The organism is Microbacterium rhizomatis (assembly GCF_008710745.1).
GTDB lineage: Bacteria > Actinomycetota > Actinomycetes > Actinomycetales > Microbacteriaceae > Microbacterium > Microbacterium rhizomatis.
Window position 1 is genome coordinate 1,154,723 of sequence record NZ_VYSA01000002.1, and the last position, 19,447, is coordinate 1,174,169.

21 protein-coding genes are annotated in these 19,447 nt (G+C 69.9%); 8 read left to right on the top strand and 13 right to left on the bottom strand.

The features are described 5' to 3' along the window. Positions 1 to 33: 33 nt before the first annotated feature. The 4 genes from F6B43_RS13680 to hisC all read right to left on the bottom strand — a co-directional run bounded on the left by F6B43_RS13680 (position 34) and on the right by hisC (position 4,815). Complete coding sequence (locus F6B43_RS13680) at positions 34 to 1,374, bottom strand: dihydrolipoamide acetyltransferase family protein (RefSeq protein WP_150449453.1); 1,341 nt, start codon at positions 1,372 to 1,374, stop codon at positions 34 to 36. Between the two features lie 118 nt (positions 1,375 to 1,492). Beyond that, positions 1,493 to 2,458: an alpha-ketoacid dehydrogenase subunit beta gene (locus tag F6B43_RS13685; RefSeq protein ID WP_211368148.1), complete on the bottom strand. Its 966-nt coding sequence runs from the start codon at positions 2,456 to 2,458 to the stop codon at positions 1,493 to 1,495. Positions 2,459 to 2,535: 77 nt separating this feature from the next. Beyond that, a complete protein-coding gene (locus F6B43_RS13690; protein WP_150449455.1) occupies positions 2,536 to 3,681 on the bottom strand; it encodes a thiamine pyrophosphate-dependent dehydrogenase E1 component subunit alpha in 1,146 nt (381 codons plus the stop codon). 9 nt (positions 3,682 to 3,690) lie between these two features. After that, a complete protein-coding gene (gene hisC, locus F6B43_RS13695; RefSeq protein WP_150449456.1) occupies positions 3,691 to 4,815 on the bottom strand; it encodes a histidinol-phosphate transaminase in 1,125 nt (374 codons plus the stop codon). Positions 4,816 to 4,895: 80 nt separating this feature from the next. Here hisC and F6B43_RS13700 point away from each other — a divergent pair, with 80 nt between their 5' ends. From F6B43_RS13700 to F6B43_RS13710, 3 genes are read left to right on the top strand one after another with little or no spacing between them, the layout of a single operon-like run. Then, entirely contained in the window at positions 4,896 to 5,102 is a 207-nt protein-coding gene (locus F6B43_RS13700; protein ID WP_150449457.1) for a CopG family ribbon-helix-helix protein, read from the top strand. Position 5,103: 1 nt separating this feature from the next. Further along, positions 5,104 to 5,490 carry a type II toxin-antitoxin system death-on-curing family toxin gene (locus F6B43_RS13705; RefSeq protein WP_150449458.1) on the top strand — a complete coding sequence of 129 codons (387 nt, stop codon included), beginning with the start codon at positions 5,104 to 5,106 and terminating at the stop codon, positions 5,488 to 5,490. 7 nt (positions 5,491 to 5,497) lie between these two features. Beyond that, a complete protein-coding gene (locus tag F6B43_RS13710; RefSeq protein WP_150449605.1) occupies positions 5,498 to 5,890 on the top strand; it encodes a phage holin family protein in 393 nt (130 codons plus the stop codon). Here F6B43_RS13710 and F6B43_RS19620 read toward each other — a convergent pair. Next, a complete protein-coding gene (locus tag F6B43_RS19620; RefSeq protein ID WP_170285663.1) occupies positions 5,862 to 7,202 on the bottom strand; it encodes a hypothetical protein in 1,341 nt (446 codons plus the stop codon). The two genes, F6B43_RS13710 and F6B43_RS19620, sit on opposite strands and share 29 nt — an antisense overlap. Beyond that, positions 7,199 to 7,492, bottom strand: coding sequence for a hypothetical protein (locus F6B43_RS13720; protein ID WP_150449459.1), 294 nt, complete (start codon positions 7,490 to 7,492; stop codon positions 7,199 to 7,201). The genes F6B43_RS19620 and F6B43_RS13720 overlap by 4 nt, the downstream gene beginning before the upstream one ends. A gap of 153 nt (positions 7,493 to 7,645) precedes the next feature. On the opposite strand from F6B43_RS13720, the gene F6B43_RS13725 reads away from it, so the two are divergent. Next, positions 7,646 to 8,152 (top strand): low molecular weight protein-tyrosine-phosphatase, encoded by a 507-nt coding sequence (locus F6B43_RS13725; RefSeq protein WP_150449460.1) that lies wholly within the window; start codon positions 7,646 to 7,648, stop codon positions 8,150 to 8,152. Positions 8,153 to 8,195: 43 nt separating this feature from the next. After that, complete coding sequence (gene purB, locus F6B43_RS13730) at positions 8,196 to 9,575, top strand: adenylosuccinate lyase (RefSeq protein ID WP_150449461.1); 1,380 nt, start codon at positions 8,196 to 8,198, stop codon at positions 9,573 to 9,575. Between the two features lie 17 nt (positions 9,576 to 9,592). On the opposite strand, the gene F6B43_RS13735 is transcribed toward purB, so the two are convergent. After that, entirely contained in the window at positions 9,593 to 9,925 is a 333-nt protein-coding gene (locus tag F6B43_RS13735; protein WP_150449462.1) for an amino acid transporter, read from the bottom strand. After that, positions 9,922 to 10,626 carry an acyl-CoA synthetase gene (locus F6B43_RS13740; protein WP_246159949.1) on the bottom strand — a complete coding sequence of 235 codons (705 nt, stop codon included), beginning with the start codon at positions 10,624 to 10,626 and terminating at the stop codon, positions 9,922 to 9,924. The genes F6B43_RS13735 and F6B43_RS13740 overlap by 4 nt, the downstream gene beginning before the upstream one ends. 91 nt (positions 10,627 to 10,717) lie before the next feature. On the opposite strand from F6B43_RS13740, the gene F6B43_RS13745 reads away from it, so the two are divergent. Further along, positions 10,718 to 11,452 carry a sulfurtransferase gene (locus F6B43_RS13745; RefSeq protein WP_150449463.1) on the top strand — a complete coding sequence of 245 codons (735 nt, stop codon included), beginning with the start codon at positions 10,718 to 10,720 and terminating at the stop codon, positions 11,450 to 11,452. A 645-nt stretch (positions 11,453 to 12,097) separates the two neighbouring features. Here the strand turns inward: F6B43_RS13745 and F6B43_RS13750 are convergent. Then, positions 12,098 to 12,304: a putative acetyltransferase gene (locus tag F6B43_RS13750; RefSeq protein ID WP_150449464.1), complete on the bottom strand. Its 207-nt coding sequence runs from the start codon at positions 12,302 to 12,304 to the stop codon at positions 12,098 to 12,100. Further along, positions 12,298 to 13,794 (bottom strand): SDR family NAD(P)-dependent oxidoreductase, encoded by a 1,497-nt coding sequence (locus tag F6B43_RS13755; protein ID WP_150449465.1) that lies wholly within the window; start codon positions 13,792 to 13,794, stop codon positions 12,298 to 12,300. Before F6B43_RS13755 ends, F6B43_RS13750 begins: the two co-directional genes overlap by 7 nt. 100 nt (positions 13,795 to 13,894) lie before the next feature. Between F6B43_RS13755 and F6B43_RS13760 the strand changes: the two genes are divergently transcribed. Beyond that, positions 13,895 to 14,089, top strand: a complete 195-nt coding sequence (locus F6B43_RS13760) for a hypothetical protein (protein ID WP_150449466.1) — start codon at positions 13,895 to 13,897, stop codon at positions 14,087 to 14,089. A gap of 33 nt (positions 14,090 to 14,122) precedes the next feature. Beyond that, on the top strand, positions 14,123 to 15,196 hold the full coding sequence (locus F6B43_RS13765; protein ID WP_211368136.1) for a DNA polymerase IV: 1,074 nt from the start codon (positions 14,123 to 14,125) through the stop codon (positions 15,194 to 15,196). 5 nt (positions 15,197 to 15,201) lie between these two features. Here the strand turns inward: F6B43_RS13765 and F6B43_RS13770 are convergent, their stop codons facing one another. The 3 genes from F6B43_RS13770 to F6B43_RS13780 all read right to left on the bottom strand — a co-directional run bounded on the left by F6B43_RS13770 (position 15,202) and on the right by F6B43_RS13780 (position 19,327). Next, positions 15,202 to 16,605, bottom strand: coding sequence for a SagB family peptide dehydrogenase (locus F6B43_RS13770; RefSeq protein WP_150449467.1), 1,404 nt, complete (start codon positions 16,603 to 16,605; stop codon positions 15,202 to 15,204). Continuing rightward, complete coding sequence (locus tag F6B43_RS13775) at positions 16,602 to 18,935, bottom strand: TOMM precursor leader peptide-binding protein (protein ID WP_150449468.1); 2,334 nt, start codon at positions 18,933 to 18,935, stop codon at positions 16,602 to 16,604. Before F6B43_RS13775 ends, F6B43_RS13770 begins: the two co-directional genes overlap by 4 nt. A 101-nt stretch (positions 18,936 to 19,036) precedes the next feature. Beyond that, positions 19,037 to 19,327: an NHLP leader peptide family RiPP precursor gene (locus F6B43_RS13780; protein ID WP_150449469.1), complete on the bottom strand. Its 291-nt coding sequence runs from the start codon at positions 19,325 to 19,327 to the stop codon at positions 19,037 to 19,039. Positions 19,328 to 19,447: the final 120 nt, after the last annotated feature.

Sequence of the window (19,447 nt, forward strand, 5' to 3'; positions counted from 1 at the left end):
GATTCTCAAAATCAGGCCGGGACACCCAAGTGCTCAATCGAGGAGCAGCGCCGGCTCCTCGAGGATCGACGCGATGTCGGCGATGAACCGCGACACCCCGTCTCCGTCGACCACCCGATGATCGAACGATCCCGAGACGGTCGTCACCCAGCGGGGCCGCACCTCGCCGTCGACGACCCACGGCTTCTGCCGGATCGTGCCGAGCGCCACGATCCCGACTTCGCCCGGGTTGATGATCGGGGTGCCGGCATCCATCCCGAACACGCCGATGTTGGTGATCGTGATCGTGCCGCCGGACTGGTCGGCGGGCGTCGTCTTGCCCTCGCGCGCCGTGATCGTGAGCTTCTCGAGCGCCCTGGCGAGGCCCTGCATGTTGAGGTCCTGCGCGTCTTTGATGTTCGGGACGAGCAGGCCGCGGGGGGTCGCCGCCGCGATGCCGAGGTTGACGTAGTGGCGCACGCGGATCTCGGCGCCGTTCTCGCCGTCGATCCACGCGGCGTTCACCATCGGCGTGCGGCGCACGGCCCAGATGACGGCCCTGGCCATGATCAGCAGGGGCGACACCTTCGTGTCGGCGAAGTCGGGCGAGGCCTTCAGCCGCTTGACGAGCTCCATCGTGCGCGACGCGTCGACGTCGGTCCACACCGAGACGTGCGGGGCGGTGTAGGCGCTGCGCACCATCCCCGACGCCGTCGCCTTGCGCACGCCCTTGACCGGAATGGTCTCTTCGCGCTCACCGGCCGGGGGCGCGGGCACGGCCGCTTGCGGCCGGGGGGTCGTGATGGCGGCGGATGCGACGGGGATCGTCTCTTCGCGAACGGCGCCCCACTCCGGCGTCTCGATGTTGCGGAAGACGCTCGCCTGCGACGCGTGCTTGACGACGTCGTCGCGGGTGATCTCGCCGGCGGCGCCCGTGGGCGTGACGTCGGCGAGGTCGACGTCGAGGTCGCGCGCGAGCTTGCGGATGGGCGGCTTCGCCGCGACACCGACGGATGCTCGCACCACGGCGGCCGCGGCGGGCTTGCGGCGGCGGAACTGGACGTGTCCGGCGCTGCCGTAGCCGACGAGCACGGCACCGCCGGTCTCTTCGGGCTCGGGCTGCACCTCGGGGACATCGCTCGCACCCCCGGCGCCCGCTCCGGCGATCGTGATGATCGCCGCGCCCACGTCGACCGTGTCGCCCTCGTTCGCGAGCAGTTCGCCGACGACGCCCTCGAAGGGCGAGGGCAGCTCGACGAGCGACTTCGCCGTCTCGATCTCGACGAGCACGTCGTTGATCCCCACGGTGTCGCCGGGGGCGACGTGCCACGAGACGATCTCGGCCTCGGTCAGCCCCTCCCCGACATCGGGCAAATGGAACGTCTGGTCCGTCATGCGAGATCCCTTCGTCGTCGTCGTCGTCTTGCGCGAGACCGGATAGACGCCACGAAAAGGTGACGAACGCACTCCGTCTCGTGGCGCCTATCCGGTCTCGCGGGAATTGGGATGCACATCAGTAGGCCATCGCGCGGTCGACGGCTTCGAGGATGCGGTCGGCATCGGGCAGATAGAGCCCCTCGAGCTTCGCCGGGGGGAACGGGGTGTCGAATCCCGAGACGCGCAGGACGGGTGCTTCGAGCGCGTAGAACGCCCGCTCCATGACCGTCGCGGCGACCTCGCTGCCGAGCGACGTGAAGCCCGGCGCCTCCTGCGCGTAGACCATGCGCCCGGTACGGCGCACCGAGTCGAGGATCGGGCCGTAGTCCACCGGCGACAGGGACCGCAGGTCGATGACCTCGCAGCTCGTGCCCTCGGACTCGGCCAGCGCAGCGGCCTGCAGCACCGTCGCCACCATCGCCCCGTGCGCGACGAGGGTCACGTCGCTGCCCCTTCGGACGATGCGGCTCGCGTGCAACGGAAGAGCCGGGGCCGAGGCATCCACCTCGCCCTTCTGCCAGTAGCGGCTCTTGGGCTCGAGGAAGATCACCGGGTCGTTCGAGCCGATCGCCTCCTGGATCATCCAGTACGCGTCGTTCGGGGTCGACGGGCTCACCACGCGGAGGCCCGGAGTGTGCGTGAAATACGCCTCGGGGCTCTCCTGGTGGTGCTCGATCGCGCCGATGTGCCCGCCGTAGGGAATCCGGATGACGACGGGCATCTGCAGCGCGCCCTCGTGTCGGTACGTGAGCTTGGCGAGCTGCGAGGTGATCTGATCGAACCCGGGATAGACGAAACCGTCGAACTGGATCTCGCACACCGGGCGGAACCCGCCCATCGCCAGGCCGATGGCCGTGCCGATGATGCCGGACTCGGCCAGCGGCGTATCGATCACGCGCCGGGGGCCGAAGTCGGCCTGCAGGCCCTCCGTGACGCGGAACACGCCACCGAGCAGTCCGATGTCCTCGCCCATCAGCAGGACGCGGTCGGAGTCTTCCATCGCCTTGCGCAGCCCCGCGTTCAGCGCCCGGCTGAACGGCATGGTCGAGATCGCCGCCGATTCCTCGGCGGGCTCGGCGCCCGCCGTGCCTGTCGCTTCTCCCGTCGCCGCGTCGATCGTCATGACGCTCCCTCCTCGAAGGATGCCTCGTACCCGGCGAGCCATTCGCGCTCCGCCTCGACGAGCGGGTGCGGCTCGGAGTACACGTTCTGGAAGATCTGCGCCGCCGGCAGTCCGCCGAGGCTCATCGTCCTCGTGCGCACGTCGTCAGCGAGTGCCCTCGACTGCTCTTCCACGTCGGCGAAGAAGGCGTCGGAGGCTCCGCGGCCGCGCAGGAACACCCGCATCCGCTCGATCGGGTCGCGTCGCGCCCACGACTGCTCTTCCTCGGTGGTGCGGTACTTCGTCGGATCGTCGCTCGTCGTGTGCGCGCCCATCCGGTATGTCAGCGCCTCGATCGCCCGTGGCCCGCCGCCGGCGCGCGCCTCGTCGAGCGCGACCTTCGAGACGGCGTAGCTGGCGATCACGTCGTTGCCGTCGACCTGCACGCTCGGGATGCCGGTGCCCTCGCCGCGCCGGTACAGCGGTGACCGCGACTGCGTCGAGACCGGCACCGAGATCGCCCACTGGTTGTTCTGCAGGAAGAACACCTGCGGGGTCTGATAGCTCGCCGCGAACACCATCGACTCGTGCACGTCGCCCTCGCTGGACGCGCCGTCGCCGTAGTAGACGATGACGGCCTCGTCGCGGTCGGGGTCGCCCGAGCCGCTCTTGCCGTCGAACGCGAGGCCCATCGCGAGCCCCGTGGCATGCAGCGTGTGCGCTCCGAGCACGAGCGTGTAGATGTGCGTGTTGCCGTTCTTGGGGTCGTACGGGTCCCACCCGCCGTGCGTCAGTCCGCGCATGACGCGGATGATGTCGACGAGGTCGACCCCGCGGATCATGCACACGACATGTTCGCGGTACGAGGGGAAGAGGTGATCCTGCGGGCGCGCGGCGCGGGCCGAACCCACCTGCGCGGCCTCCTGCCCGAAGCTCGGCGGCCACAGCGCCAGCTGACCCTGCCGCTGCAGATTCGTGGCCTCGCGGTCGAACGCGCGGATCACCGCCATGTCGCGGTAGAAGCCCTCGAGGTCGGCATCCGTGAGCGCATTCACGAGCGCGAGGTAGGGCTCCGCGGCCGGTGTGGGCGCGAGCGAACCATCGGCGGCCAGCACCCGGACGAGCCGGGGATCGTCGAACCCAGGATCTTGTAGCGACGTCACAGTCCCACGCTACCGTCGCCCCGAGTGACCTTCTGGGAGAGTCCGGACAACGGAAGCCGCGATCTGTAGGACCCTTTCCACAGACTCATGCTCGCCAACGGATATACGCACCCCGTCGCCCGCGAATGGCCGCACGATCAGGCCCTCCTCGTCGAATGCTTCGGCGACCGCTGTCGCCTGGTCGCCTGCGGCCAGCCACACGAAGTTGCCCTGCGCGTCGGGCACACGCCAGCCGATCTCACGCAGCCCCTCCGCCAACCGGTCGCGACGCTCCGCGATGACGCGCACGCGCTCGAGCAGCTCCGACTCCGCGGTGAGGCTCGCGAGCGCCGCTTCCTCGGCCTGCGCCGTGACCGACAGCGGGATGCTGGTGGTCCGCGCCGCATCGAGGATCCGGCGGTGCCCGATCGCATACCCGATGCGGAGCCCGGCAAGCCCGAACGCCTTGGAGAACGTGCGGAGCGCCACGACATTGTCGTGACCCGAGGTGCCGAGCACCCGCATCCCGTCCACCGCGTCGGGAGCGGTTACGAACTCCGCGTAGGCCTCGTCGAGGACCACCAGCACGTCGCGCGGGACGGCGGCGAGGAACTGCTCGAACTCGGCGTGGGTGACGATCGGGCCGGTGGGGTTGTTCGGACTGCACACGATGATCACGCGCGTGCGATCGGTGACGGCGGCGGCCATGGCGGGGAGGTCGTGGCGCGCGTCGGCATCGAGGGGCACCTCGACGGGTACCGCTCCGGCGACGAGGGCGAGCCCGGGGTAGGCCTCGAACGATCTCCAGGCGTAGATCACCTCGTCGCCGGGGCCCGCCGCGGCGAGGATGAGCTGCGCCAGGATCGACACGCTGCCCGCGCCGATATGGACTTCGTCGGGAGACACGCCGAATCGTGCACCGAGGCGCTGACGGAGGCGGCCGGCCGTGGCATCCGGGTACCGGTTCACGGCCGCCGCGCTCTGGAGGGCGATGAGCACGCTCGGGAGCGGATCGAACGGGTTCTCGTTGCTCGACAGCTTGTACGAATCCGACCCGGCCTGCTTGCCCTGGCGATAGGGCGGCAGCGCGGCGATCTCCGGGCGGATGCGTACGGGAGCATCGGGGAGAGAAGAGCGGTCTGGCGAGTCGGTCACCCGCCCGAGTCTACGAGCGACCGGCCTGGACTTCTTGATGCGTCGTTGATACTGAACTGGTATCTCGGTATCATTCTGGTATGGCTATGACTCTTCGCCTTCCCCCCGAGCTCGACGCGCAGCTCGACGCCCTCGCGGCATCGAGGCACACCTCCAAGCACGCCCTTCTCATCGAGGCGGCCGACAGGTTCGTCTCCGGGCAGTCCAAGACGGATCGTGTCCTCTCTGCGGTCGACGAGGTGGGGGACCGCTATTCCGACGCCCTGACGCGCCTCGAGGACGCCTGAGTTGGCGGAGGCGATCGACTACATCGAACCGGAGCAGGCTCATGCGGTCATCGACCGCCTCGGTTTCCAGGTCCGCGACGAAGGTCTGCTCCAGTCCGCCCTCGCACGAGCCTCGGCCGGCATGTTCGGTCAGGACGCCTACGAGACGCTCGAGCTCAAGGCGGCGGCGATGTTCTCGTCGCTCGCCCAGAACCACTCGCTCTTCGATGGCAACAAGCGACTCTCGCTGTACCTGACCTTCGCGTTCCTGAGGATAAACGGATACCGAGTCACCTTCACGAACGACGAAGCCTTCGATCTCGTGCTCGATGTGGCACAGAGCAAGATCGATCTCGACCGCATCGCCGAATTGATCCGTGATCATCTCGGCCCCCGCGTGGCAGACTGACCTCACTATGGGCTTCCTCATCCGCGTCGTCGTCAACGCATTCGCGATCTGGGTCGTGACCCTGATCCCCGCGCTCCAGGTCTCGGTCATCGCCTTCCCCCCGGGCGAGACGCTCCAGCTCGTGCTCACGCTGCTGATCGTGGCGGCGATCTTCGCCCTCGTGAACACGATCATCGGCACTGTGATCAAGATCCTCGCCTTCCCGCTCTACATCCTCACGCTCGGGCTGATCTCGCTGATCATCAACGCGTTCCTCCTCTGGCTCACCGCCTGGATCACGGGCTTCTGGAACTGGGGCCTGCGGGTCGAGGACTTCTGGTGGGGCGTGATCGCGGCGATCATCATCTCTTTCATCAACTGGATCTTCGGCCTCATCCTCCGCCCCCGCCGGAGGGACTGAGCGTCCGCGCGGAGTACTCGACGACGTCGACGGATGCCGCGTCGCCGAGCTCGTCGAACAGCTCGCGCACCTGCGCCATCCGCGGATCGGCCGACTCGTCCAGCATCCGCGCCGTCTCGGTGTAGCCGGCTATGCCGTGTGCGGGGAGAGTCACGTCGTGCGCGCCGAGCGCGGGATCGGCGACCCGCTCGGCGACGAAGCTGCCCGGTGCCCCCACCCCCTGCGCGTGCCCTCCGCCCTCGAGGAACGCGACGGGATCGTCGGAGTGCCGCAGCGAGACGCTGAGGGTGCGATCCCCCACATCGGCCTCGACGGGTGAACCGAACGACACGAGCGTCCGCGTGTCGTATTCCCCCTCGAGCGCGAGGTGGGCGGTGATCATGGCACCCTGCGAGTGCCCGAAGGCGTGCACGACGTCCCCAGGCTGTGCCCCGGCCTCACGCAGGGCCGCCACTGTCGCCTCGTAGGACGCGGATCCGTGCCCGGTGTAGAGCTCGAGGTTCGAATTCATGTCGAACGGATCACGGGCGTCCGGGCCGATCGCGCGCGTGCCGCTGACGTAGACGGCGAACTGCTTCGAACCGTCGGTCATCGTGTAGCGCTCGACCCGCACCCTCGCCGCGCTCTGGCCACCCGGGATGCGGCCGGCCGCCTCGGCGAGTGTCGCAGGAGCCGTGCCCGCGGTCGGCGGGGCGAGCGCGGTCACCCGCGCGTGGCCGAGCCCCGGGCTCAGGCGTGCCGTCGCCGGAAGCGTGCCTGCTCCGGTCGCGGCGATGCCCAGCCCGAGCACGAAGGTCGCCCCCGGCACGAACGGCGCCCCGCTGAACGCATGGAGCGGCCACGCGCCCATGCCCTGCACGGCGAGCTGCGCTGGCCACGCCAGGCGCCAGCCGGTTTCGCGAATGGTCGCTGTCGTTGCTGCCCAGGGGTACGCGTCGCTCAGGGCGGCGAGCCGCTCGGAGATCTCGGATTCGCGCAAACGGGCGAGCGGGCCGCCCGCAGAGTGCTCGAATGCGGCGGCGGCGCGCAGCTCCACGATCTCATAGACCGCGGCGGCGAACCGCAGCTGCGCGCCGAAGGAACGTGCGGCGGAGGACGCCGCATCCACCCGGCCGGCGAGCGCGTGAGCGGTGTACCCACTGTCGTAGGCGACCGGGGCGATGTCGGCGAGCAGCACGACCACTGATCGCACCAGGTCTTCGATACCCGCGAGTTCACCGCCGATGCGCTCGCACCGATCGGCGGCGGCGCGCAGCGACTCGGGGTCGACGGCGACCACCCCTCCGCTTCGGATGTCGAGTTCATCGCTCACACGCCCGCCCACCACGCCGCGGCGAGCGCCCGGCCTCGTGCGATGCCCACATCATCGTCCAGCAGCCGCGCGGTGTCGATGAGCGCATCGAGGTCGCCGCGCCAGCCGGCCGCGCGGCGATGGAAGAGTCGGGCCGAGGCTGTCTGCCAATCGGTCGCAGCCAGGAGATCGGACGCCTCCGAGCGGATGGCGACGAGCCGATCGACGACCTCAGCCAGGGTGCGGCTCGCGAGCTCCAGCGTGCTGAGGGTATGGACGACTTCGAGCGGATATCGCGGCTGGACGGACATCATCCCAGCGTGGTGGATCCTCGGGAGCGGCGATGACGATGCGGGATGCCCTGCGGACAACTCGTACCAGAGGGCGCCTGGGGAGGGCGCAACGGGAACGACCCCGTTCCAGGCGAAGTGCACCGCAACCGGCACACAGACCAGAATGGAGGCATGACTGCGAGCGCCGACGAGCCGTTTCGCGTCGTCTTCGTGTGCACGGGCAACATCTGCCGCTCACCCATGGCCGACGTCGTGTTCCGTTCGCTCGCGGATGCTGCCGGCCTGCGCGATCGCGTCGCGTCCACGAGCGCGGGCACGGGCGACTGGCACGTGGGCGAGCGCGCCGACCAGCGCACGCTGGAAGCGCTCGAGCGGCGCGGTTACGACGGGAGCCGGCATCGGGCTCGGCAGTTCACCCACGCCGACTTCGGCCGGAGCGACCTGGTGGTGGCGCTGGACCGCAGCCACGAGCGGATCCTTTCGGGCTGGGCGCGCAACGAGGGCGACGCCGACAAGATCGCGCTGCTGATGTCGTTCGACCCGGCCGCTCCCACCCTCGACGTGCCCGACCCGTACTATGCCGGGCCGGGAATGTTCGATGACGTGCTCGGTATGATCGAGAGTGCGAGCCGGTCGCTCTTCCGGCAGCTCGAACCCGCGATCCGCTCGACGACCTGACCCGCCCGGTCGGCCGGCCCTGCAGGTCCACGACGGGAGCCTCGTGCCCACTCTTGCCCCCCAGCCCCTCAGCCCTCTGGACGGCCGCTACCGCGCGGCCGTCGCCGACCTCGGCGACTACCTCTCCGAAGCGGGCCTGAACCGCGCGCGCGTCGAGGTCGAGGTCGAGTGGCTCATCGCCCTCACCGACCGCTCCCTGTTCGGGACGAGCCCCCTCAGCGACGCGGAGAAAGAGCGCCTGCGTGCGGTCTACCGTGACTTCGGGCAGGCCGAGATCGCGTGGCTCGCCGAGAAGGAGGCGGTCACGCGCCACGACGTCAAGGCCGTCGAGTATCTCGTTCGCGACCGCCTGTCGGCACTCGGGCTCGACGCGATCGCGGAGCTCACGCACTTCGCGGCGACGAGCGAAGACATCAACTCCGCCTCGTACGCGCTCACGGTCCAGCGTGCCGTCACGCTCGTGTGGCTCCCGCGCCTGCGGACAGTCATCGGCACGCTGCGCTCGATCGCCGAAGAGCATCGGGATGCCGCGATGCTGGCCCGCACCCACGGCCAGCCGGCGACCCCCACGACCATGGGCAAAGAGATCGCGGTGTTCGCGCACCGCCTCGAGCGCGTCGCGGCGCAGGTCGAGGCATCCGAGTACCTGGCGAAGTTCTCGGGTGCGACCGGAACCTGGTCGGCGCACCTGGCGGCCGAGCCCGACGTCGACTGGCCCGCGCTGACGCGCGCCTTCATCGAGGGGCTGGGTATCGGGTTCAACCCGGTCACGACGCAGATCGAGTCGCACGACTGGCAGGTCGAGCTGTACGACCGCATCCGGCATGCCGGCGGCATCCTCCACAATCTCGCGACCGACGTCTGGACCTACATCTCGCTCGGGTACTTCTCGCAGATCCCCGTCGCCGGCGCCACCGGGTCATCGACCATGCCGCACAAGATCAACCCGATCCGGTTCGAGAACGCCGAGGCGAACCTCGAGATCTCGGGCGCCCTGCTCGCCTCGCTGGCGCAGACCCTCGTGACCTCGCGCCTGCAGCGCGATCTGACCGACTCGACGACGCAGCGCAACATCGGTGTGGCACTCGGTCACTCGCTGCTCGCGCTCGACAACCTGCAGCTCGGGCTGGGTGAGATCTCGCTCGCGCAGCCGGTGCTGGATGCAGACCTCGACGCCAATTGGGAAGTGCTCGCCGAGGCGATCCAGACCGTGGTGCGCGCTGAGATCGCTGCGGGTCGGTCGTCGATCACCGACCCCTATGCGCTGCTGAAGGACCTCACCCGAGGCCGTCGGGTGGGAGCGCCGGAGCTGGCCGAATTCGTGTCGGGCCTCGACATCGGCGATGGAGCCAAGGAGCGCCTGCTGGCTCTGACCCCCGCGGGTTACGTCGGGCTCGCGTCGCGGGTGGTCGACTTCCGCTGACGCGGCGCCGGCCTCGCTCAGGTTCGAGGGTGGGTATCTCCGGATGCCGCGGCATCCGGTTCTTCCTTCTCTTCGTCGAACAGCACAGGGCGATCGATCGTCTTGCGCACCTGTGCCGGATCGACCACGAGCAGGAGCAGGGCGACGACGACGAGCACGACGATGAAGGTGACGCCCAGCACGATCAGGGCGACCACAAGCGCACGTTCGGCCTGACCCGGCTGGCGCTGCTGGAAGAAGCCCATCGAGATGAGCGTGACGATGCCGGCGAACAGCGCGGCCCCGAAAGCCAGCCCGAGCAGCTGCACGGGCTTCATGAGGTCACGCCGAGTCGGCTTCTCTTCGGTCACGCGACACCTCCTGCTGAGTCGTCGCCGCGCCCGGCAGCGTTCGCGCGGCCGATCGTGGGATCTTCGATCTGCGCCACCGCGTGCCTGCGGGGTGAGAAGCCGGCGATCGCGAGGTAGACCGCGACGATCGCCGCGTAGCCGCCGAACACGCCGACAGCGATCACGATGCCCGTGAGGGTGAACGTCTGGCCGGCGGCTTCGATGTGGTAATTCAAGGCGTACTGCGCCGGAATCACGGCCAGGCCGGCCGCGAGCACGAGCGTGATGATCCCGATGGTGAGCGCGTCGCGGGCCTCGCCGCGGGTCGGCGCATCCGTGTCGGCCTCGCGACGCAACGACCGCAGCGTGCGGGCGCCGACGATCGTCTCGACGAGCCCGCTCGCGATCGCCCAGGCGATCACGACCGCGAAGAACATGAGGGTCGACCGCAGCGACGTGACACCGGCGACCATTCCTGCCGCGACGCTGATGATGCCCAGGAGCATCGCGGGCCAGCGGGCGCCGCTCGGGTGCACAAGCCACGCGGCGAGGAGGAAGACCAGTCCGGACGCGATCGCGAAACCACTGAAGACGGCGAGCCCCAGGCTTCCGGAGTGGTCCGGCGAGAACGTGATCATGACAGCCGCAATCGCTGCGAAGGCGGCGCGCGCGAGCTGCACATGCCGCACCTCGAAGGTGCGGGGCGCAGAAGCTGATGACACGTGTGTTCCTGTATGAGAAAGGGGGATGGAGCCAGTCTAAGTCGTCGGGTGGGGAGGTCCTGCCGAACGTCCGAAGGTAGACTCCGGCGCGATGGATCGTGTGCTCAATATCTCGGCCTACCTGTTCACCCCGCTGGATGATCGGGTCGCCCTGCGCACCGTATTGAAGGGCGATGCCGACGGCCGCAACCTCAAAGGCACCATCCTGCTGGCCGAGGAGGGCATCAACCTCTTCCTCGCCGGCAATCCCGTCGATGTGCGCGGTTTCCTCGGGCGACTGCGCTCGGACCCCCGGTTCGCCGCGCTCACGACGAAGGAGAGCTGGTCGGACGATCAGCCGTTCCGGCGGATGCTCGTCAAGCTCAAACGCGAGATCATCCGGATGGACCACCCGACGATTCAGCCCGCCGCCGGCCGCGCGCCCTCCGTCGACGCGCGGACGCTGCGCCGCTGGCTCGACGACGGTCACGACGACGACGGCCGGGAGGTCGTCATGCTCGACACGCGCAACGCATTCGAGGTCGAGTACGGCACCTTCCAGAACGCGGTGGATTGGGGCATCACCCGGTTCACCGAGTTTCCGGATGCCGCGACCGCTCACGCCGCCGAGCTCGAGGGGAAGACGGTCGTGAGCTTCTGCACGGGCGGAATCCGCTGCGAGAAGGCAGCCATCTACCTGCGCGAGGCCGGCCATCCCCACGTGCTGCAGCTGGACGGCGGGATCCTGACATATTTCGAAGAAGTCGGGGGCGCACACTTCGACGGCGACTGCTTCGTCTTCGACGAGCGCGAAGCGCTCGGCGCCGACCTGGTCCCCCGAGCCTGACCCGATCGCCCGACCCCGTCGCCGCGCACGCGCGCGCACAACGCAGGACGCTTTCCCTGCGCGGGCGCCGGTGGCCGCGCGCACAACGCAGGACGCTTGCCCCGCGCGGGCGCCGACACGCCGTGCGGGGGCCCCGCGAGCCGCGATCCGTCCTGCGTTGTGCACCCGAAATGCGGTCGACGAAAACCGCGCCGGGTCCGGCGCACGGTGTCGAAGCTGCGCGCGTCCTTCAGCGGCATCCGGGCCGAGTGCGCCACCCCGACGCGAGGACGGGTCCGCGACGCGAGGACAGGTCCGCGACGCGAGGACAGGTCCGCGACGCGAGGACAGGTCCGCGACGCGAGGACCGGTCCGCGGCGCGCACAACGCAGGACCCATCACCCTCCGAGACGCCGACACGCCGCGCGCGCCCCGGTCAACGCCGGATCGATCCTGCGTTGTGCACGCAGACGGGGTGCGCACGCAGACGCGTTGTGCACGCAGACGGGGTGCGCACGCAGACGGGATGCGCACGCAGACGGGGTGCGCACGCAGACGGGATGCGCACGCAGACGGGATGCGCACGCAGACGGGGTGCGCACGCAGACGGAGTGCGCACGCAGACGGGGTGCGCACGCAGACGGGTCGGGCGCCGAGGACCGGACCCTACCGTCGCCGCGGCGCCGGGGGCGGGGGCACCTCTTTCGCGGCGATCACGTCTGTCACCGCTATCGTCTCGATTCCCCTGACCCCGTCGACGACGAGGGTGTCGGCATCGGCGCGCAGCAGCACCCCGAGCGCGTCGGTCGCCTGACCTGTGGGGAGCAGGTAGCGCACGACCACGCGCATGCCCGGCTCGAGGCCGCTCACCATGCGCCGGGCGCGTAGTCCTTGAGGAAGACGCCGAACAGGTCTTCACCCGCCTCGCCGCGCACGATCGGGTCGTACACACGTGCGGCACCGTCGACGAGGTCGAGCGGGGCGTGGAAGCCCTCCTCGGCGAGACGCACCTTCGTGGGGTGAGGGCGTTCATCGGTGATCCAGCCGGTGTCGACGCTCGTCATGAGGATGCGGTCGCTCTCGAACATCTCGCGCGCGCTCGTGCGGGTGAGCATGTTGACAGCGGCTTTGGCCATGTTGGTGTGCGGATGCCCGGGGCCCTTGTAGCCGCGACCGAACACGCCCTCCATCGCACTCACGTTGACGATGTACGTGCGACGCGCCGAGCTCGCGGCGAGAGAGGCCCGCAGCTTCGAGATGAGCAGGAACGGCGCGGTCGTGTTGGCCAGCTGCACCTCGAGCATCTCGAGCGGGTCGACCTGCTCGACGCGCTGGGTCCACGAGTTGACGTCGTGCAGGTCGGGCAGGAGTCCGCCCGCATCGATCGCCGTCCCGGCGGCGAGCCGTTCGAGCGAGCTCGACCCCGGCGCCATCGCCTGCTCGGTGAGCTCATCGGCGCGTGCGGCCGCCGCGGCCAGAACCGGGTGCGCAGCCACGGATCGCTCGAGCGCCTGCGGATGCTGATCGTTCGTGTGCCCGAAGGTCACGAGCTCGGGCAGAGGGCCGTCCGGAAGGGGAGCGAGCTCGGCATCGACGAGGGGCTGATACGCCCCGGGCGAGCGCCGCACCGTCTGCGTCGCGTTATTGATGAGGATGTCGAGGGGCCCTGCTGCGGCGACGTCTTCGGCGAGGCCGATCACCTGGGCCGGATCGCGCAGGTCGATGCCGACGACCTTGAGGCGATCGATCCACTCGGGAGAATCGGGGAGGCTCGTGAAACGGCGCACCGCGTCACGCGGGAACCGTGTGGTGATCGTGGTGTGCGCGCCGTCGCGCAGCAGCCGCAGGGCGATGTACATGCCGATTTTCGCGCGCCCGCCGGTCAGGAGCGCCCGCTTGCCGGTCAGGTCGGTGCGCGCGTCGCGCTTGGCGTGGCTCATCGCCGCGCAGTCGGGGCAGAGCTGGTGGTAGAACGCGTCCACCACGGTGTAAGGCTGCTTGCAGATGTAGCAGCCGCGCGCCTTGATCAGGACCCCGGCGGTGGGTGCCGTCGTGGCCGTCGAGATCGGGATGCCGCGCGTCTCGTCGTCGATCCGGTCGGGCGCGCCGGTGGCCGTTGCCGCCACGACGGCGCGGTCGGCGTCGTTGACCGCATCCCTCGCCACCCGGCGGCGCTCGCGCTTCACCGCTTTGAACATCTTGGCCGTCGCGCGGCGGACGGCGATGAAGTCGGGGTGGGAGTCGTCGACCTCGACCAGTCGCTCCAGCACCTCGAGCGCGACCGCGAGGTCGGCCGGGTCGATACCGCTGCCTTCAGTGGCGCTGCCTTCGGAGGCGCTGCGGTCGAGGTCGTCGGTGGGCACACGGAATTCTATCCGCGCTCGCCTGAATGCGGACCGATCCCCTCGCCGGCGCGAGCGCAACCCCCGTGCGGCTGTCCGGACGCCGGCGTAGCGTGCGGGTATGACAGATCACGGCGCGACCGATCCGCACGCAGCGGGCCAGCCCGGCTCAGACGACCACACCGGCGAGGGGCAGGCCGACGACGAGAAGAATCCGACCGGGGGCGACAAGACCACGGAGGAGCAGCTGACCGCCGACAACGCGGTCGAGGAAGACACCCTCAAGGCCCTCGACCCCGACGCACCCTCGGCCTGATCTCCCTTTCCTGATCGATCCGACCGAGCGCACATGTCTCCTCGCCCGTGGGTGCTGCACGTCGATATGGACCAGTTCATCGCCGCGGTCGAGGTGCTCCGCAACCCCGAGCTCGCCGGAAAGCCGGTGATCGTGGGTGGTCGCGGCGACCCGACCGAGCGCGCCGTGGTCTCGACGGCGTCGTACGAGGCGCGGGCGTTCGGGGTCGGTTCGGGCATGCCGCTGCGGATCGCTGCGCGCAAGGCGCCGGAGGCGATCATCCTTCCCGTGGATGCTCCGGCCTACCTCGCCGCATCGGAACAGGTGATGTCGACCCTGCGTGAGCAGCCCGGCGCCGTGGTGCAGGTTCTCGGCTGGGACGAGGCGTTCGTCGGAGTGACGACGGACGATCCGGAGGCGTATGCACGGCGCGTGCAGGCGGCTGTGCGGGAACGCACAGCACTGCACTGCAGTGTCGGGGTGGGAGACACCCTCGTGCGCGCCAAGGTCGCCACCGCGTTCGGCAAGCCGCGCGGGGTCTTCCGGTTGACCTCGGAGAACTGGCTCGAGGTGATGGGCGACAAGCCGACGATCGAACTCTGGGGTGTGGGCAGCAAGATCTCACGCCGCCTGGAGGGCCTGGGCATCCGCACCGTCGCAGACCTCGCCGCGGCGGACGATGCCGCGCTCGTGCCCGAGTTCGGCCCGCGCATGGGCCCGTGGTTCGCGCAGCTCGGGCGCGGCGAGGGCGCGTCGGTCGTCGACGACACTCCCTGGGTTGCTCGGGGTCATGCGCGTGAGACCACCTACCAGGTCGATCTCGTCGCTCCTGCCGAGATCGATGCCGCGATCCGGGAGCTGCTCGCGCACGTGCTCGATGATGTGGCCGCGGAGGGCCGGCCGGCGATCGGCCTGACGCTCAAGGTGCGCTACGTGCCGTTCTTCACCAAGACGTTCACCAAGAAGATCGCCGCGACCTCGGACCGCGATGTCGTGCAGGCGAAGCTCCGCGAACTCGTTGCCAAGATCGAACCCGATCGCGCGATCCGCCTGCTCGGGGTCCGGGTCGAGATGGCCATGCCCGACGACGCACGCGAGGGGCACACCCCTACCCGCAGCGGCTGGTGACGGCCTCAGGCGCCGAGCAGGAACTCGCCGACGGAGGTGTGCTCGATGGCTCGTGTGCCGGCTGCGAGGGCGAAGAGCTCCGAGTCGCCGCCCCCCAGCGGGCACGACCCGAGGCCCATCGCCGTCGCGACGAGCTGCATCGTCGCGTATACGACCCCGACGTTCTTGAGGATGGTCGGGTAGGCGATCCCTTCGTACTTCCACGACAGCCGCCGGAAGTCCGCCGCCAGGATCACCGCGAGCGGGGGCACGATGTCCGACCCCGTCGCCTTGCCGGCATCCCCCAGCAGAGTGTGGACCCGCGGCCCCCACGGCGCGACCGGATCGAGCCCATGCCCGACCGGGTCGTACCGGTAGAACCCGCGCTCGATGTCAGCGCACTCGCCGATGACGAGGTAGGTCGTGAGCTCGTGCATCCCGCCCCCGGCGGGATGGGGTCGTACGGTCATCGGGTAGTCGCGCGGGTCGTCACCCGCGTCGAACGCGCGTCGCACGCGCACGCTCCGGTAGAGGAACTCGCCGAGCCTGGCCGCGTCGATCGGCCCGAGCGACCGTCGCGACGCGCGCGCTTCCATCACGGCCGCGAACGGAGGGTCCTCGCGTGCCAGGAGGTCGAGGTCGGGTCGCGGCAGCGGGATCGCGGGCACCCCGAAATCGAACGCGAGCGCCGCAGGCGCAGGACGGATGCCGACGAAGCGGAACGTGCCGCCGCGGGGGCGATCGGCCACCGCGTACCTGCTGCGCGCGTGCAGCAGCAGATCCGGCAGCTCCCACTGAGAAAGGACGGGGTCGTCGTCTTCGGCGGCGCGTCCATCGTCGTCGACGGTCACGAGGAGACCGCCCGCGTAGAGCGCGGCGACGAGGGTCTCGGCCGTGTCGGCGTTCATGCCGGGGATGGATGCGGCAGCCCCCGTTCGGGGCACCATGAACGCCGCGACGACCGCTGCGGCGACCCCCGACAGCTCGGCACGGAGGGTGCCCTGGGGCGACTCCAGCGTCAGAGCGCCATCGCCGCGGTGCAGCAGCGCGAAGCGCGAGAGCAGCAGGAGCGACGCGCTCGGCAGGGGCGCCGGATCCGCCAGATCCGGTGCGCCCGCTGCGGTGGGAACGAACTCGGCGATCAGCTCGCCGTGCTCGTCGACGAGCCGGTATGCGAGCAATCCGAACCGCATCGCCCGGCGCGACCAGGTCATCCAGCGCGCAAGCGCGACCGGGCCACCCTCTGCCGCAAGCTCCGACAGCGTGACCGCGTCCGTCGGCGCCGCGAGCACTCGAGCGAGCGGGCCCGCTTCGGGGGCGGCGAGCGCCGGCATCGGCAGTCGGATGCCGGCGCGCTCGAGCACTGGCGGACTCGCACCCAGGTCGACCGCGGTCCGATCGCGGAGGGCGACCAGCATCCCGCCGCTCACAGGAAGAACGGGATCGGGTTGAGCTCGGACTCGGGGACCGCCTCTTCGAGCCAGCCGAGGGCGATCGGCACCTCGTACAGGCGCCCGGGTGCGAAGCGCGACCAGAAGTGCCGGAGGCCCGGGACGACGACCCGTACGACGGGCAGGCCGATGTCGGGGCGGGTCTGATCGATCGCGTACATCGACATCCCGGCGCGTTCCACCCTGTCGCGGCACGTGCGTACGTCCACGGCGAGGTCCGCGCCGGTCTGGGTCGCGTGATCCTGCGCGTGCCAGACCGGCGCGGCCGGATCGGGCACGAGGTAGGGCTGGTTCTCTATCGTGGCGGTACGCAGCCAGTGCATGAGCTCGCGATCCATCGGCGAGTCCTCATCGTGCGGGTGCTCATCGAGGTACGACGACTGATTGATCTCGCCCAGCGCCCGCAGGACCGCGATCTCGGGGTCCAGGTGCGCGCCGAACCCCATGAGGATCGCGTCCGCGCCGTCGCTCGTACGGCGCGAGAACGCCGCGAACGTCGGGATGCCGAGGTCGGTGGTGAGATCGATCGCCCAGGTGTCGCGGCCGCGCGATCGGTAGTCGTCGACCATGTCGTCGATCCAGGTGTTGCCGAAGCTCGCCAGGTCCACCGCCGGTCGCCGCAGCCGGTTGTACCACCAGATCGCGACGCCGTCACGCTCCACGAGTTCGTAGAACGCCTGCAGTATCGCCTCGGTGACGGTGTTGCCCGCCGCGCATCCGTTCGAATCCGACGCGATGCCTCTCGTCGCCTCGACGGAGCCGCCGTAGTAGCAGTACCCGGTCGGAAGGAGATACTCGCGATCATGGGTCAGCGACCACACCGGGGTCCAGTCGATGACCGCCTCTTCGTCGAATCGCTCGGGCACGCCGTTGAACCACGACTCGGGCGAGCCGTGTTCGTCGGCGTGCGCGTATTGGCGCTCGCTGAAGAGCATGGCGTCGTTGGGGTGGATCGCGCGGGCGCCCAGGCTGCGCAGCGAGCCCCTGATCGCGCGCTCCCCACCCTGCCGCATCGTGGAGTAGCGTTCGAGGGCCTCGGCGAGCGCCCCCGCGCGAGCCTGTTCGCGCGTCGTTCCCTTGCCCGCGGTCATCGACCGCAGGCTGTGCTTGAGCGAGAGCAGGTCTTTCGGGGCGAGGGCGAGGTTGGTTCCCGACATCCACAAGTGGGCGCCGGGGAACGGCAGCTCGTGCTCCTCCAGGAACGGGACCGCGCCGGTGACCGGGCTCACGTGATGCCGGTAGCGACGGTAGGTCTCGTCGGCGCTGACCGTGCGCGTTCCTCCGTCGTCACCCCGGCGCGGTCGCTCGGGCTGCGGGACGACCGGCTCTGCGGCCGACGGAATCGGGTCGCCGCACGCCGGGCACTGCGGCCGGCGGACGACCACGTGGTGACGGGTCCGCCAGTCGGTCAGGTCGAGTTCGGTGAGGATCGCGGATGCCTCGGGCGCGCCCTCGATCGTGGGCTGCGCGATGCCGCCCAAGGCTTTGAGCGCCTCGAGTCCTGCCATCCTGCCGACGAGGGCGGAGGCCTGGGCGCCGGCGGTCATCGGTACCGCTGCTGACGAGGCGCCGTCTTCGGCGAGAACGGCGTGGAAGCGCCGGTGCGTGCTCCGGCGGTTGCGGAGGCACTCCCAGCACGCCGTCGCGCCCGGCCGGAACAGCGGACCGATCCACGGCTTCGCCGCGTCGGGCCAGACGAGGAGCCACGGGATGCCGGCATCCAGGCAGCGCTCGTTGATCGTCGCGAGTTCGTCGTCCAGGTAGTCGCCGGCCAGGACGATGACGAGGTCGGGAGTGGTCAGTTCGGGCGCCGGGTCGAGCGCCGCGGGCACTTCGCCGAGCTCGAGCACCGAGCATCCCTCGTCGCCGAGGGTCGCGGCGACCGCCGCGGTGACACCGGCACCCACGCCGCGCAGCGTCACGACGGCCACCGTCGCCCTGCGCACCTCGCTCGCCGCGTCGGCGCCGACACCCATCTCCGACCACCACGCGCGCTCGGCCAGAGTTCTCGGGTCGGCGGCCGGGACGATGATTCCGCGCTTCTTCAGCTGACCGATCGCGTAGTAGACCTTGGCGGGCGCGATCTGGGTGCCCAGCAGCGTCGCGACCTCGTCTGAGGTGCGCCCCTCGATCGACTCGGCGACCGCCTTGATGGTCGGGCCTCGCAGCAGCGACGCATCGTCGCCTCGCAGGGCGACGATGCCCGCGCCGTCGAGGATCCGCAACGAGACACGCGGGTCGACCGCCCATCGAGGTTCGGCCGACGGCTCGGCGTCATGGGTGGCGCTCCGGGTCTCGGTGATGGTCATCGTCTCCTCCTCTATGCAGGCCTTACGCGGGCGGCCGGTCGACAGACACGACCGCGCCGCGGACCGCAGTCCACGGCGCGGTCAGTGCCGATGGGTCATCCTCAGCCCTTCGCGGTGCGCGTCGAGTCGCAGGTCGCCCAGTTGGTCCAGCTCATGGTGTTGCCACCGGCGACAGCGTCCAGCTGGTCGTCGGAGAGCTCGCTCGGGCGGGCCGGGAGGACGAGGTGCACGACCTCGGCGGTGTCTTCCACGACCTCGAAGCGCGCGCCTTCGGGCGCGGTGACCCCGGCCTCGGCGAGCGTTGCGGTCGGGTCGGCGATGAGCTTCGCCTTGAACGCATCGTCCTCCCAGGCCTGAGCGATGATCTTGCCGATGTTGTTGGCGTCAGCCATGTCGATGTCTCCCTGTTAGCCGGGCGGAGTCCGAATCTCCGCCTCGCTATCGATCATTCCGGGAGCACGAGGGACCGCACCATGGGTCTAGGTCCTGTCGACGGGTGCGGGTGGATGGTC